Source organism: Actinomadura sp. RB99 (assembly GCF_014706005.1).
Taxonomy (GTDB): domain Bacteria; phylum Actinomycetota; class Actinomycetes; order Streptosporangiales; family Streptosporangiaceae; genus Spirillospora.
The window spans coordinates 1-13,555 of record NZ_JABMCA010000081.1; the positions used below are offsets into that span (position 1 = coordinate 1).

Consider the following 13,555-nt stretch of genomic DNA (forward strand, 5'->3'; position numbering starts at 1 on the left):
GTGCCGGGCGGCGAAGCGTCCTGAACCACACCTTCGGCAGCCGCATGAAAGCCACACCCGGCACCCCTGGGCCAGCCAACCCTACGAACGGCTCGCTCAACCCGATCAAGAAGGTAGGGCCTCGTGAGCCGCGGAGTCCGCGGAGAGGACCGTCCTCCGCCCGGCGGCCGCTGACACGGCCGCCCCGCACAGCCCCGCCCCGGAACCCCCGGCCGCCTCCCGCGGCCGGGGGTTCCGCCGTGCGGCCTAGTTACCCCTTCGCGGGGTCGGTGCAGGAGCCGGTGGCGGTGGGGCTCGGTGCGGGCGCCGGGTCCCGCTCGGGGAGGCCCGGACCCGTGCGGCGCAGGTTGTGCGTCCTCATCACCGACTGCAGGTCGGGGTTGCCGTCGCGGCCGTCGGCGTCGGCGAGCGCGGGGCACGCCCAGGCGTCCTGGCGGCCCCACGAGTAGCTGATGTCGAACGCGGGCCTCGGGATGAGCCGGTCCCACCGGGTGAGGATCGCCTTCATCTCGCCCGCGGCCGGCAGCCGCCAGTTCTTCTCCCCGTCGCTGCAGGACTGCCCGAACGTCTGGAACACCGGCACGATCATCTTCCGGGTGAACCCGGCCCGGGTCGCCTGGCCCACCATCGTGTCGATCGCCTTCAGGTCGCACCCGTCGTGCCCGGAGCGGCACGGGTAGGGGTCGAGGCCGATCAGGTCGAGGTGGGTCTCCGACGGCTTCAGCGGGGCCATCGGCCAGTCCGTCAGCGACGCGAACGCCTTCTGGCCGGGCGCGTACCGGTGCACGATGTCGGCGCGCCGCCGCAGCTCGCCGGCGATGCCGGGGCACTGGTCGGGGTTCGGCTCGTCCGACAGGTACCAGCCGTACACGCGGTCGTTCCCGGCGAACCGCTTCACCGTGTCGGCGAACGCCGACGTGCTGTTCTGCTGGAAGTCGCCGCAGGTGGTGTTGCCGACCCACAGCAGCGCCCGGCCGCCCTTCGGCAGCGAGGCGATCTCTCCGGCGTCGGGGTCCACGTCGAACAGGTCGTAGCCGAGCGCCGCGGCCTTCGCGCGGTCGCCCGCCGGCATGTTCAGCGCGGCGTGCAGGGTCCCGGTGGCCAGGGCTCCGGCGGCCCGGGACGCGGCGGCCGGGCGGGCGGCGGCGTCGCCGGCCGACGGGGCGAGGAGGTATCCGGTGGCGGCGCCGCCGAGGGCGGCCGCGGCGGCCACCGCGAGGAGTCGCGTCTTCATGAGGTCTCCCGGCATCGCTGATGCGGCATGGGCATGAGATGCGCGTCCAGCGTCGCACGGGAACGGCGCAGATCACCGGGAAACCGTCCGCGGGCCGCGATGACCCCGGAAACGGACGGGACCGGCCGCCTTTACGGACGGCCGGTCCCTGGACGAGCGGTGCGCTCGCGGTGCCGGTGGTGCGGGAGGGTCAGACGCGCCAGGAGCGGACGAGCTCGTCCAGCGCCGCCTGGTCGTAGACGATGCCCTGGTCGCCCAGCTCCTTGGCGACCAGCTCGCCGTCGCCGTGGTGCTTGGCCAGCAGCCGGTACACCGCGTAGGGGAACCAGTGGTTGTCGCTGATCCGCCGGATCTCGGCCTCGTCGCAGCTGTAGCCCTCGGCGCGCACCTCGGCCAGCGTCGCGGCGATGTCGCCGTGCCGGCGTTCGAGGACGTCGATGACGATCGTGCGCAGGTTCTCCGGGTCGGGGGCGGGGCCGGTCTCCTCGTGCGGGACGCCGACCGCGCTGCGGCCGTTGAGGCTCCCGCGCGCGGCGGCGCTGACCACGGCCATCTCCGGGTCGGGCGCGGGCTCGGGCTCGCGCGGCGCGGCCGGGGAGGCCGCGGCGGGGGACGGCGCCGGGGCGGCCGCGGGCTCGGCCTCGCGGGTCGCGGCGGCGGAGCCGTTCGCCGAGCCGTTCGCCGTGCCCGACTCGATCGCCTTGCCGGAGTGTCCGGGCACCTGGATCTGCGGGAACGGCCCGGTGTTGCGCAGCGGCATCAGCGTGATCTGCTGCAGCGTGACCGGGCCGGCGATGGCGCGCGGCGCGGGCTCGGCGGCCTTCGGCTCCTCCTCCTCGTCGGATTGGCGCGAGACGTACCGGTGGAGTGTTCGCAGCAGGACGAACAGGCCGAGCATCGACACGATCGGCGGGACCGCGGCGGTCGCCTGGTAGGAGAACGACCGGTGCCCGACGTGCCCGACGTTGAAGATGAGGCTGGCCGTCCAGCCCGCGAGGGCGATGGCGAGCGGCAGGAAGAAGTCCAGCCAGCTCATCATGTCGCGGCGGCGCAGCACGAAGGCGTCGACGGCGAGCAGGAAGAGGCCGAGTTCGCCCACGATGATGAAGAGGTCGACCAGCAGCGGGAACGAGTCGGCCTTCCATCCGCGCAGGCCGTGTTCCAGTGCCCAGTGGTAGAGACCGGCGTAGGACTGGGCGAAGCCTCCCGCGGTCGCGGTCATGACCGCGATCGCCATGAAGGCGATGGCCCCCCACCGTGTGATGACCTGTACCCGGTTGGCAGCGCTCATGCGGCAGGTGCTCCAGATTGTCTTACTTAACCAAATGTGATCGGTGGGAGACTATCCATTCCCTGCGCGTTTCGTGGGGGATTCCAGTTACGTCTGTGTACCGGTCGGTCCCCGCCGGACCCGCGGGACGGATCCGGACCGCGCCCTTCGCCCGCCCGTGACCGTCCCGCCGGACGGCGCCGCCGTTGGCGCCGACTGCCCAAAGAACGGCGCCGATGTCGTGCTGACTCGCTCATTGACCTTCCTGACCGACCGTAGAAGCCTTGCGAGTGCGTCCGGGGTCCCGCACCCAGCGAGAAGGAGCGTCATGTCCGCGCTCGTCAGCACCTCGGACCACCCTGTACGCGACCGTGCCGGCCTCGGGCGGCACGCGATCCGCGAGGCCCCCGGCCCGTTCCGCGTCCGGCCCGCTCGCTCGGACGGGCTCGCCGCCCGGTCTCAGGGCCGCGGTCCCGGCCCGGAGGAGGCCGCGGAGGTCCGGGCGATCAAGGAGTGGATCGAGGCGCACCTGCGGGACCCGGATCTGACCCCGGCAGCGATCGCGGCCGCGCACCACATCTCCGTCCGGCAGCTGTACCGGGTGTTCGAGTCGTCCGGCACGACGGTGGCCCGGTACGTGCGGGACCTCCGGCTGGAGCGGTGCCGCCGGGAGCTGTCCGACCCGTCGCTGGCGGGCCTGCGGATCGGCGCGATCGCGAGCCGCTGGGGGCTGCCGGACGCGGCGGGGTTCAGCCGGGCGTTCCGGGCCGCCTACGGACTGTCGCCCTCCGCATACCGTGAGCGTGCGGCCGGTCCCCATCGGCGCGGCTGAGCGGGGTCGCGAGCCCCGGACCCGGGGGCAGGGGCCCGAATCGGTCCGGCGGCGTGCATCGATCCGGGGATCCGGGGAACGGCGACAGCAACGAGCGATTTGAGTGGAATGTCGAAATCCGTCGCGGGAGAACCCTGGGGGAGGGGGACACGATGAGCGACGTGGACGACGTGCTGGGGGCCGCGCTGCCGCTGGAGTACGCCGAGGACCTGGACCCGCTGCTCGACCGCATCGGGGACGCCTCGTGCGTCCTGATCGGCGAGGCCAGCCACGGCACCCACGAGTACTACGCGTGGCGGGCCGCGATCACCCGCCGGCTGATCGCCGAACGCGGCTTCTCCTTCGTGGCCGTCGAGGGCGACTGGCCGGACTGCCGCGAGGTCGGGCGGTCGGTCACGCTGGCGCCCGGCGGCGCGGAGGACCCGCGCACCGCCCTGGACGGCTTCGGGCGCTGGCCCACCTGGATGTGGGCCAACGAGGAGACCGTCCGGTTCTGCCGGTGGCTGCGCGAGCACAACGCCGGCCTGCCGCCCGACGAGAGGGCCGGCTTCTACGGCCTCGACGTCTACAGCCTGTGGGAGTCGCTGCGGGCCGTCGTCGACCACCTGGCCGAGCACCGCCCCGAGTACCTGGCGACGGCGCTGGAGGCCTACCGCTGCTTCGAGCCGCACGGCGAGGACCCGCGGTCCTACGGCTGGAACACCTCGCTGGTCCCGGACGGGTGCGCCGAGGAGGTCATGGCGCTGCTGACGCGGCTGCGCCGCCCGGTCTCGCACGGCGACTCCCGGGACCCCGACGAGGAGCTGGACGTCCGGCAGAACGCCGAGATCGCGGCGGGCGCCGAGCGGTACTACCGCACCATGATCGCCGGCGGGCCGGAGTCGTGGAACGTCCGCGACGTGCACATGGCCGACACGCTCGACCGGCTGACGGACTTCCACACCCACGGCGGCCAGACCGGCAAGGGGGTCGTGTGGGCGCACAACACCCACGTCGGCGACGCGCGCGCCACCGACATGGCGGACGCGGGCATGGTGAACCTCGGGCAGCTGGCCCGCGAGCGGCGCGGCCGCGACCGGGTCGTCATCGTGGGGTTCGCGGGCGGTCCCGGCGAGGTGGTCGCCGCGCCGAGCTGGGGCGACCCGATGGAGGTCATGACCGTCCCGCCGCCGGCGCACGGGTCGCTGGAGGAGGTGCTCGCGCGGTCGGAGCTGCACCGCGGCATGTTCGTGGTGCCGCCCGAACGGGACATGCCCGGGTTCCTCACCGGGACGCTCGGGCAGCGGGCGATCGGCGTCGTCTACGACCCCGACCGCGATCCGCGCCAGTACGTGCCGACGCGGCTCGCCGAGCGGTACGACGCGCTGTGCTGGTTCCGGATCACCTCCGCGCTCGCTCCGCTGCACCTGGAGGCGGCGCGCCGCGGCGAGCTGGAGACCATGCCGTCGGGCGTGTGAGCGCGGTCCCGGTTGGGCACGCCGACTCCGTGGACGGGCCGGCCGCGCGAGCCGGCCCGCAGGGAGATGAGCATGTCGCTGACCTTCGCCCCAGGACCCCTCGCCGGATCGCCCGGCGACGTCAACTACGGCATCGACGGGCCGAAGCACCGGCTGCTGATGCACGAGTTCCCGCGCCGGGTGCACGCCCGCTTCGGCGGTGAGGTCGTGCTCGACACCGAACGCGGCAGGCTGCTGCACGAGACGGGGCTGCTGCCCGCCCTGTACGTCCCGGAGGACGACGTGCGGACCGATCTGCTGGAGCGGACCGACCACAGCACGCACTGCCCGTTCAAGGGCGACGCCGCGTACTGGACGATCCGCGTCGGCGACCGGGTCGCGGAGAACGCGGTGTGGGGGTACCCGGAGCCGCTGCCGGAGTCGTCCTGGCTGCGCGGCTACATGGCCTTCTACTGGGCCCCGATGGACGCCTGGTACGACGAGGACGAGCGGGTCCACGGCCACCTGCGGGACCCGTTCCACCGGGTGGACGCCCGCGCCTCGTCGCGGCACGTCCGGGTGCTGCTGGACGGGGAGCTCATCGCCGAGACCGAGCACCCGAAGGTGCTGTCGGAGACGGGGCTGCCCAACCGGATCTACATTCCGGCCGTCGACGTGCGCCGCGAGTTGCTGACCCGCAGCGAGAAGCGGACCGTGTGCCCCTACAAGGGCGAGGCGACGTACTGGTCGCTGGACGGCGCGGAGGATGCGGCGTGGTCCTATGAGGACCCGCTGGAGAACGCGCTCAAGGTCGCCGGGCACTTCAGCTTCGACCACCGGGCGCTGACCGTCGAGGCCGAGCCGCCGCGGCGCGCGTGAGCGGCGGCGGGCCGGACGTCTGCGTCGTGGGGCAGATCGCCCGCGACCTGGTGCTCGTCGTCGGCGAGGTGCCGGGGCCGGGCGGCTCGGCGCGGGTGCGGCGCCGCCGGGAGATGCTCGGCGGGAAGGGCGCCAACCAGGCGGTCGGGCTGGCGCAGCTCGGCATGCGGCCCGCGCTGGCCGGCGTCGTCGGCGACGACGACGCCGGCCGCGACACGCTCGGCCAGGCGGTCCGCGACGGCATCGACGTGTCCGCGGTGGTGCGCCGCGAGGGCGCGCGGACCGGCCTGATCGTGGACGTCGTGGACGGCGACGGCCGCTGGCGCTACCTGGAGGACCTCCCGCCGCCCGTCCGGCGGACGAGGCGGTGCGGCTCGGCGCCGACCTCGTCCGGCGCGGCCCGGCGCTGGTCGCGCTGGCCGTGGAGGACGCGAACGTCTTCGTCTGGGAGGGCGGCCGCGCCGTCGTGCCGCTGGACGAGACGCCCGTCGCCGACACCACCGGTGCCGGTGACGCGCTCACCGCCGCGCTGATCGCCGCGCTCGCGCGCGGGGAGCCGCCGGAGCGCGCCGCCCGGTTCTCGGTCGCGGCGGCCGGCGCCACCGTCGGCCATCCCGGAGGGCGTCCCGCCCTGAGCTTCGAGGGCGTGGGGGCGCGCGCCGGTCTCTGACGCACTCGCGTCCATGACGGGCGCGGCTCTCCGACGAACTCGTGCCAGGGCGGTTTACCGAACAGGTGACAGCGGGCATGTCAAGGTACCCGGCGACCGGTAAGGAGGACGACTTTTGGCGACCCCCTCCTCACCGCCCTCCCCGTCCGTCCCCCGCCCCGGCTTCTGGGCCGCGCTCGACACCGCGCAGCGGACCGCGCTGCGCGCCGCCGCGCGGCCCCGCCAGTTCGCGGTCAAGGCGCCGCTGGTCTACCAGGGCGACGAGTCCGACCACGTGATCATCATCGAGCGGGGCTGGGCCAAGGTGACCTCCTCCACCGAGGACGGCCACGACGTGGTGCTGGCCGTGCGCGGGCCGGGCGACCTGCTCGCCGAGAGCGCGGTGCTCGGCGGCCGCACCCGCTCGGCGACGGTGACGGCGCTGTCCCCGGTGCGGGCGCTGGTGGTCCCGGCCGGCCGGTTCACCGGGTTCCTGGACGAGCACCCGGACGTGTGGATGCTCGTCACCGGCACGTTCGTGCAGCGCATCGACGACTCCGACCGGCGGCTGCGCGCGCACGTGACCAGCCGCGGCACGCAGCGGCTCGCGCGGCTGCTGGCCGACCTCGCCGAGCGCTCGGCGCAGCACGTCCCGCCCGCGCCGGACGGGTCGATCGTGATCGGGCCGCCGCTGTCGCAGGAGGAGCTCGGCAGCTGGATGGACGCCTCGCGTGAGACGGTCGCGCGGGCCATGACGGGGCTGCGCGCGGCGGGCCTGATCCGCACCGGCTGGCGCAGGATCACCGTCATCGACCTGCCCGGCCTGCGCGCGTTCGCCGAGGACGCCGAGCCGCCCGGCTAGCCGCGGCCCGGCCGCTCGCCGGGGCTTCGGCTCTCCGCGATGCGCCGCCGCGCCTCCTCCCAGGTGACGGGCAGGTCGGCGGCCTTCGCCTGCCAGAAGACGAACGTGGAGTCGCGCATCACCGCGCGCTTGGCCCGCATCGTCGACCGGTGCGGCTCCGCCGCGGCGTAGGCCCGGATCGCCTTCTCGTCGCGCCAGGCGGACAGCGTCCAGAACGTCCGTTCGAGCAGCTGGGCCTTCAGGGCGACGCCGTGCGCGCCGTCGGACCGGCGGGCCTGGCGCCGCAGGGACAGCGACGCGAGGAGGAACCCCGGCACGTGGCGCAGCGAGCGCACCTCGAGCCGGGACGCCATGACGGTGACCTCGGCGCCGGGGCCGGGGGCGTGGACGGGGGTCCAGGGCAGGGTCGGCATGGGACGGTCCTTCGCTCGGATGCAATCTTGTCAATGGCCAGATTGCCTCCGCGGCCGCGAACTTGTCAATGACAAGATAGGATCGGCGGCATGAGTGACGACGCCTACCACCACGGTGATCTGCGGCGCGCCATCATGGCGGCGGCCGTGGGCGCGATCGCCGAGTCGGGACCGGCCACCTGGAGCCTGCGCGAGCTGGCCCGCCGCGCGGGCGTCTCGCACGCCGCCCCCGCCCACCACTTCGGCGACAAGGCCGGGCTGCTCACCGCCGTCGCCGCCGAGGGCTATGGGCTGTTCGCCGACGCGCTCGAGGGCGCGGGCGACGACTTCCACGACGTCGGGCTCGCCTACATCCGCTTCGCCATCGACCACCGCGCGCACTTCGAGGTCATGTTCCGGCCCGAGCTGTACCGTGCCGACGATCCCGAGGTCGTCGCCGCACGCGCGCGCGCCGACGGCGTGCTCGTGCGCGGCGCCCGGAGCGTCGCCCCGGGCCGTCCCCGCGGCGACCTGACCGCCCCGATCGCCGCCTGGTCGATCGTGCACGGCTTCGCCGAGCTGTGGCTCCGCGGCGCCCTGCCCGCGGAGCTCGGCGACGACCCCGAGGCCGCCGCCGAACCCGTCATCCGCCTGCTGTTCGAGAAGCCCGCCCGGACCGCCGGGTCCTAGGACCGGGACGCGGCGGAACGCGGCCCCGCCGAGGCCGCCGGATCCGCCGGGTCCGCCGGGACGGCGCGGGCCTTCGCCGGGACGCACAGCGCCGCGACCACTCCTGCGGCGGCCACCGCCGACGCGACCCACAAGGCGGGCTTGAACCCGTCGATGAACGAGGCGGGCGTCTCGTAGCCGCCGCTGTGCGCGAACACCGCGGCGAGGATCGCGATGCCGAAGACGGCGCCGAGCTCGCGCAACGCCGTGTTGGTGCCGGCCGCCACGCCCGCGTCGCCCGCGGGCACCGCGGCGGTCGCCGCCCCGGCCGTCGTCGCGAAGACCATGCCGGTGCCGGCGCCCGCGACCACCAGCGGCGCGACGAGCGTCCCGTACGACACGTCCGGCGCCGTCACGGCCGCCAGCCAGCCGAGCCCGGCCGCCTGCAGCACCATCCCGCCCGCCATCAGCGGCCGCGGCCCGATCCGGTCGGCGAGCGCGCCCGCGAGCGGCGCGGCGACCATCGGCATGCCCGTCCAGACCAGCAGCCGCAGCCCCGTCTGCAGCGGGGAGTCGCCCAGCCCGACCTGGAACAGCTGGGTCATCATGAACAGCGCGCCGAGCAGCGACACCGCCAGCAGGAAGATCACCGCGTTCGCGGACGCGAAGCCGCGCAGCCGGAAGTACGCCAGCGGCAGCATCGGATGCGCGGCCCGGCGCTCCCACAACAGGAACGCCGCCACGAGCACGGCACCGGCCGCCAGCGACCCCGCCACCTCGGGCGAGTCCCAGCCCGCCGACGGCGCCCGCACCGGCGCCCACGTCAGCGCGAACATCCCGAGCCCCGCGAGGAGCTGGCCCGGCACGTCCAGGTGCGGGCGCGGTCCGCGGCTCTCCCGCAGCAGCGTCGCCGACAGCGGGATCATCACGAGCCCGACCGGCACGTTGATCCAGAAGATCCACTGCCACGCCAGGCCGTCGGTGATCGCGCCGCCCAGCACCGGCCCGCCGGCCACCCCGAGGCCGGTGATCCCGCCCCACAGCCCGATGGCGCCGCCGCGCTTCTCCACCGGGAACACGTCGCTGATCAGCGTGAGCGTCAGCGGCAGCAGCAGCGCCGCGCCGGCGCCCTCGACCACCCGGGCCGCGACGAGCGCGCCCGCGCCGCCCGCGAGCGCGCACGCGGCGGACGCCGCGGTGAACACCGCCAGGCCCGTCACGTAGATCCGGCGCCGGCCGAACCGGTCGCCGAGCGCCGACCCCGTCAGCATCAGGCAGGCGAAGGCGAGGTTGTAGGCGTTGATCGTCCATTCGAGGTCGGACAGGCTCGCGCCCAGGTGGGTGCGCAGCACCGGCAGCGCGGTCGCCACCACCACCACGTCCAGGGAGCACAGGAACGCCCCCAGCCCCGCCAGCACCAGCGTCCAGACCCGCCGCGCCGCCGGGACGGCGTCCGCCTCGGACGCCTCCCGGCCGGTCGCGGTCTTGCTCGTCATCTCCGGCATCCCGGTCCCTTCCCTTGGAGCGGATCGCTCACCGGGTACAGACCGCCGCCGATCCGGAAGGAACCGGTCCGCCGGGCACCGCCGCGGACGGCGGCTCGTACGGCAGCTCGGCGGGAAGCCCGAACCGGGGGAACAGGCCCGGATCGAGGAACGCCACGATCCCCGCGACGCGGCCGTCCGCGACCGTCAGCACCTGGACGCAGTGCGCGCGGTGCACGCCGTCCGGAGAGCGCATGTACGACGCGGCGGCGGGCCGGCCGTTCGCCGAGACGGGGAACAGCCGCAGGTCGCCGGGCGCGCCGAGGATGTGCGCGGCGGCGAACCGCGCCACGTGGTCGCGGCCGGCGAACCACGCCGCGAACGGCGGCATCTCCAGCGTCGCGTCCCGCGTCAGCAGGTCCGCGAGCGCCGCCGCGTCGGCGTTCTCGAAGGCCGCCGCGTACCGGTCCAGCAGCGCGCGGACGCCCGGGTCGTCCGGCTCGGCGACGCCGTCCTCCTCCGGGGCGAGCCGCTCGATCTGCTCGCGCGCCCGCTGCAGCATGCTCTTCACCGCGATCGTGGACGTGCCGAGCGTCTCGGCGACCTCGGCCGCCCGCCAGCCCAGCACGTCCCGCAGGATCAGCACCGCCCGCTGCCGCGCGGGCAGGTGCTGCAGCGCCGCGATCAGCGCCAGCCGGACCCCCGCGCGAGACGCGACGACCGCCGCCGGGTCGCCGCCGTCCGCCGCGTCCGCCCACCGGCCCGGAAGCGGCTGCAGCCACTCGACCTCCGTCCGGGCCGGCCCGACCGGGCCCTCCGGATCGGAGCCCGGGGCGCCGAGCCCCGACGGCAGCGGCCGCCGGCGCCGGGCGCCGAGCCCGGTCAGGCACACGTTCGTCGCGATCCGGTGCAGCCAGGTGCGCAGCGACGCGCGCCCCTCGAACCGGTCGAACGACCGCCACGCCCGCAGGTACACCTCCTGGACGAGGTCCTCCGCCTCGTCCAGGGACCCGAGCATCCGGTAGCAGTGCACCAGCAGCTCGGACCGGTACGGATCGGTCAGCCGCGCGAACTCCCCGTCATCGGCCATCGGCACTTCCCTCCACCGCTCTCACACCTGTACGGACCCGTGCGGAGCGGAAAAGGGACCGGGTTCCGGCCCGCGGATTCAGCGGGACGCCCGCGCGGCCGCCGAGCCGGCGCCCTCCCCGTGCGCGCCGCCGTCCTCGATCGCGGGGGCGTCCGGCGCGGTGTCCGGGACGACGGCCAGGTCCGCGCGGAACCGGCGGTTGAGGGCCGCGCGCATCCGCGCCGTCCGGCTCCGGGCCCGCGGGCTCTCGACCCCGCCGGTCTCGGGCGGGAGGTCCAGCGGCACCGCCGGCGCAGGGCGCGGATCGGTGATCGCGGCCGTCCGCTCCGCCGGAAGGCGCCGCTCGACCTCGCTGTACCGGCCCTCCGGCGACCGCCGGATGACGCCGGTCTCCAGGCCGTGCTCGACGAGCGCGAGGTCGCGGTGCTGCAGGCCGACGCAGATCCGGTAGGTGACGGCGTAGGCCAGCACGGGCCCGAGGATCACCAGGCCCCGGAAGAACCAGGTCGTCCAGAACAGCGGGACGTCGAACCGGTCGGCGATGACGTCGTTGCCGCCCGCCGCCCACAGGCCGCCGAAGAACACCACGCCGGCCATGCCGATCCCGGTCCGCGCCGGGACGTCGCGGGGCCGGTCGAGCAGGTGGTGGATCTGGCGGTCGCCGGTGACCCAGCGTTCCAGGAACGGGTAGAGGGCGAGTCCGGTGAACAGCACCCCGGGCACCACCAGCGCCGGGACGACCACGCTCAGCGTGACCGTGTGCCCCCACGCGGTGACCTCCCAGGCCGGCATGATCCGCAGCGCGCCCTCCAGCCAGCCCATGTACCAGTCCGGCTGGGAGCCGGAGCTGATCGCGCCCGGGTCGTACGGGCCGAACAGCCAGATCGGGTTGATCTGGATGAACGCGGCCATCAGCGTGGTGACGCCCAGCACCCACAGGAACAGCGACGTGGTCTTGCCGATGAACACCGGGAAGAACGGGTAGCCGCGCACGGTGGTGTTGCTGCTGCCCTTGCCGGGGAACTGGGTGTGGGTCTGCCGCCAGGTCAGCACGATCGCGTGCAGCGGGACGAGCGCCGCCAGGAGCCCGGGGATCAGCAGCACGTGGATGACGTACAGCCGCGGGATGATGTCGTTGCCGGGGAACTCCCCGCCGAACAGGAACATCACCAGGTACGTCCCCACCACGGGGATGGCCGCGGTGACGCCCTCGAGGATCCGGATGCCGGTGCCCGACAGCAGATCGTCCGGCAGCGAGTAGCCGAACAGCCCGTTGAGCATCGCCAGGATGAGCATGACGACGCCGATGATCCAGTTCAGCTCGCGCGGCTTGCGGAACGAGCCGGTGAAGAAGTGCCGCAGCGTGTGCACCAGGATCGAGGCCAGGAAGATCAGCGTGGCCCAGTGGTGGAGCTGCCGGACGAGCAGCCCGCCCCGCACGTCGAAGCTGATCTTCAGTGCGGAGGCGTACGCCTCGCTCATCCGCACGCCCTGCAACTGCGTGTACGAGCCGTGGTAGGTGACCTCGTTCATGCTCGGCTTGAAGAACAGGGTGAGGTACACCCCGGTGAGCAGGATGACCACGAACGAGTACATCGCGATCTCCCCGACCAGGAAGCTCCAGTGGTCCGGGAAGGCCTTGCGCAGCGCCTTGCGCGCGAAGCCGGTGGTGCCGAGCCGCTCGTCGAGGGCGTGCGCCGCGGCGTCGACGCCCCGCGCCGCACCCGTCCCCGTGCTCGGCATCGTGTCCGCCATCGACGCCGTCCTTTCGTCGGTCTGGACCGGTTCTGCGCATAAGACCGATCCAGACCGACGAAACGTGACACAAGGCGATGTAACGCCCGTCACATGGCGGTGCTCACACCAGGGCGGCGCTCGCAACAGGGCGGCGCTCAGACCATGGCGGCGCTCAGACGGCGGGCGCCGCCCACCTCTCCCGGCGCCGGTAGCGCGGCAGCCAGCGCGCCCGGTACAGCATCCGGAACGGCGGCGGCAGCAGCCGCAGCACCGCCCGGGACGTGGCGTCGGGCGCCCCGTCCAGCAGCCACGGCACGAACGATCCCAGCCCCCGCATGCCCAGCTCGCGGCGCATCTCGACGTCGAAGGTGCCCCACTCGAACGGGGTCAGCGCGCGGTGGATGAGCGGCAGCATCTCCGCCTCCTTGTAGTCCAGGAGGTCGTTCACCGCCGCCGGCAGCGCCCGCGCGTACTGGCGCAGGGCGCGCCGGTCGCCGTGCTCCAGCGCCGCGTCGACCCCGTCCAGCAGCGGGACGACCCGGAACGCGCGCGTCTCCAGCGCGTCGAACACGGCGGGATGCTCCCGGCCGCGCATCACCGCCCACAACGCGCGCTGCTCGGCGGCTTGCTGGGCCAGCCAGTGCCGGCGGAACATCGCCCATCCCCGGGCGACCCGCCCGGGGTCCGGCGCGGCGTCCGCGTCCGCGGCGGCCGACATCCGGGCCATGTCCCGTCGGAACGCGTCATAGGCGGCGTTCAGCATGGTCAGGTTGAACCGCCGTGGCGTGCTGCTCTCCGGTATGGCGCCCATGCCCCCTCCAAACCCTCCGTGCGACCCGTCACAGAGAAGATGGATCAGTGCCGCCGAACGTGACGCGATCGGGCCCGGTCCGGCTGTGACCTGCCCCACATCGCGCTCGTCCGGACGGCGTCATAAGTCCATGCAATCACCCTTCCCCGCCGCGTCCCGCTGATGCGGCCCCGTCTCCCGGAGGTGCTTCCCGCCCGCCGGCACGGGCCG

Annotated in this window: 14 protein-coding genes; 7 read left to right on the plus strand and 7 right to left on the minus strand. The window is 74.2% G+C overall.

Going from position 1 to position 13,555, the window contains the following annotated elements:
• Positions 1–250: 250 nt before the first annotated feature.
• Positions 251–1,234 carry a hypothetical protein gene (locus tag amrb99_RS41835; RefSeq protein ID WP_190867098.1) on the minus strand — a complete coding sequence of 328 codons (984 nt, stop codon included), beginning with the start codon at positions 1,232–1,234 and terminating at the stop codon, positions 251–253.
• 190 nt (positions 1,235–1,424) lie between these two features.
• On the minus strand, positions 1,425–2,525 hold the full coding sequence (locus amrb99_RS41840) for a DUF2637 domain-containing protein (RefSeq protein WP_190867100.1): 1,101 nt from the start codon (positions 2,523–2,525) through the stop codon (positions 1,425–1,427).
• Positions 2,526–2,832: 307 nt separating this feature from the next.
• Between amrb99_RS41840 and amrb99_RS41845 the strand changes: the two genes are divergently transcribed.
• From amrb99_RS41845 to amrb99_RS41865, 6 genes are all read left to right on the plus strand, one after another.
• Complete coding sequence (locus amrb99_RS41845) at positions 2,833–3,336, plus strand: helix-turn-helix domain-containing protein (RefSeq protein WP_190867102.1); 504 nt, start codon at positions 2,833–2,835, stop codon at positions 3,334–3,336.
• Between the two features lie 152 nt (positions 3,337–3,488).
• Positions 3,489–4,793 carry an erythromycin esterase family protein gene (locus amrb99_RS41850; RefSeq protein WP_190867104.1) on the plus strand — a complete coding sequence of 435 codons (1,305 nt, stop codon included), beginning with the start codon at positions 3,489–3,491 and terminating at the stop codon, positions 4,791–4,793.
• 72 nt (positions 4,794–4,865) lie between these two features.
• Positions 4,866–5,651, plus strand: a complete 786-nt coding sequence (locus tag amrb99_RS41855; RefSeq protein ID WP_190867106.1) for a DUF427 domain-containing protein — start codon at positions 4,866–4,868, stop codon at positions 5,649–5,651.
• Positions 5,648–6,184 carry a PfkB family carbohydrate kinase gene (locus amrb99_RS51960; RefSeq protein ID WP_347257086.1) on the plus strand — a complete coding sequence of 179 codons (537 nt, stop codon included), beginning with the start codon at positions 5,648–5,650 and terminating at the stop codon, positions 6,182–6,184. The genes amrb99_RS41855 and amrb99_RS51960 overlap by 4 nt, the downstream gene beginning before the upstream one ends.
• On the plus strand, positions 6,073–6,321 hold the full coding sequence (locus amrb99_RS50335; protein ID WP_347257087.1) for a PfkB family carbohydrate kinase: 249 nt from the start codon (positions 6,073–6,075) through the stop codon (positions 6,319–6,321). Before amrb99_RS51960 ends, amrb99_RS50335 begins: the two co-directional genes overlap by 112 nt.
• A 115-nt stretch (positions 6,322–6,436) precedes the next feature.
• On the plus strand, positions 6,437–7,162 hold the full coding sequence (locus amrb99_RS41865) for a Crp/Fnr family transcriptional regulator (RefSeq protein ID WP_190867108.1): 726 nt from the start codon (positions 6,437–6,439) through the stop codon (positions 7,160–7,162).
• Here the strand turns inward: amrb99_RS41865 and amrb99_RS41870 are convergent.
• Positions 7,159–7,575, minus strand: a complete 417-nt coding sequence (locus tag amrb99_RS41870) for a DUF3291 domain-containing protein (protein ID WP_190867110.1) — start codon at positions 7,573–7,575, stop codon at positions 7,159–7,161. The genes amrb99_RS41865 and amrb99_RS41870 overlap by 4 nt on opposite strands.
• A gap of 90 nt (positions 7,576–7,665) precedes the next feature.
• Here amrb99_RS41870 and amrb99_RS41875 point away from each other — a divergent pair, with 90 nt between their 5' ends.
• Complete coding sequence (locus amrb99_RS41875; RefSeq protein WP_190867112.1) at positions 7,666–8,244, plus strand: TetR/AcrR family transcriptional regulator; 579 nt, start codon at positions 7,666–7,668, stop codon at positions 8,242–8,244.
• Here the strand turns inward: amrb99_RS41875 and amrb99_RS41880 are convergent.
• From amrb99_RS41880 to amrb99_RS41895, 4 genes are all read right to left on the minus strand, one after another.
• Positions 8,241–9,719 (minus strand): MFS transporter, encoded by a 1,479-nt coding sequence (locus amrb99_RS41880; protein WP_190867114.1) that lies wholly within the window; start codon positions 9,717–9,719, stop codon positions 8,241–8,243. The two genes, amrb99_RS41875 and amrb99_RS41880, sit on opposite strands and share 4 nt — an antisense overlap.
• A 37-nt stretch (positions 9,720–9,756) precedes the next feature.
• Entirely contained in the window at positions 9,757–10,797 is a 1,041-nt protein-coding gene (locus tag amrb99_RS41885; RefSeq protein WP_190867116.1) for a sigma-70 family RNA polymerase sigma factor, read from the minus strand.
• Positions 10,798–10,875: 78 nt separating this feature from the next.
• Positions 10,876–12,552, minus strand: coding sequence for a ubiquinol-cytochrome c reductase cytochrome b subunit (locus tag amrb99_RS41890; protein ID WP_241756448.1), 1,677 nt, complete (start codon positions 12,550–12,552; stop codon positions 10,876–10,878).
• A gap of 154 nt (positions 12,553–12,706) precedes the next feature.
• A complete protein-coding gene (locus amrb99_RS41895; RefSeq protein WP_190867118.1) occupies positions 12,707–13,345 on the minus strand; it encodes a hemerythrin domain-containing protein in 639 nt (212 codons plus the stop codon).
• Positions 13,346–13,555: the final 210 nt, after the last annotated feature.

What these genes read in the sequence shown, in the direction of transcription:
- amrb99_RS41835 (WP_190867098.1), bottom strand. Translation starts at nt 1,234, where the DNA reads ATGAAGACGCGACTCCTCGCGGTGGCCGCCGCGGCCGCCCTCGGCGGC.
- amrb99_RS41840 (WP_190867100.1), bottom strand. Translation starts at nt 2,525, where the DNA reads ATGAGCGCTGCCAACCGGGTACAGGTCATCACACGGTGGGGGGCCATC.
- amrb99_RS41845 (WP_190867102.1), top strand. Translation starts at nt 2,833, where the DNA reads ATGTCCGCGCTCGTCAGCACCTCGGACCACCCTGTACGCGACCGTGCC.
- amrb99_RS41850 (WP_190867104.1), top strand. Translation starts at nt 3,489, where the DNA reads ATGAGCGACGTGGACGACGTGCTGGGGGCCGCGCTGCCGCTGGAGTAC.
- amrb99_RS41855 (WP_190867106.1), top strand. Translation starts at nt 4,866, where the DNA reads ATGTCGCTGACCTTCGCCCCAGGACCCCTCGCCGGATCGCCCGGCGAC.
- amrb99_RS41870 (WP_190867110.1), bottom strand. Translation starts at nt 7,575, where the DNA reads ATGCCGACCCTGCCCTGGACCCCCGTCCACGCCCCCGGCCCCGGCGCC.
- amrb99_RS41875 (WP_190867112.1), top strand. Translation starts at nt 7,666, where the DNA reads ATGAGTGACGACGCCTACCACCACGGTGATCTGCGGCGCGCCATCATG.
- amrb99_RS41880 (WP_190867114.1), bottom strand. Translation starts at nt 9,719, where the DNA reads ATGACGAGCAAGACCGCGACCGGCCGGGAGGCGTCCGAGGCGGACGCC.
- amrb99_RS41885 (WP_190867116.1), bottom strand. Translation starts at nt 10,797, where the DNA reads ATGGCCGATGACGGGGAGTTCGCGCGGCTGACCGATCCGTACCGGTCC.
- amrb99_RS41890 (WP_241756448.1), bottom strand. Translation starts at nt 12,552, where the DNA reads ATGGCGGACACGATGCCGAGCACGGGGACGGGTGCGGCGCGGGGCGTC.
- amrb99_RS41895 (WP_190867118.1), bottom strand. Translation starts at nt 13,345, where the DNA reads ATGGGCGCCATACCGGAGAGCAGCACGCCACGGCGGTTCAACCTGACC.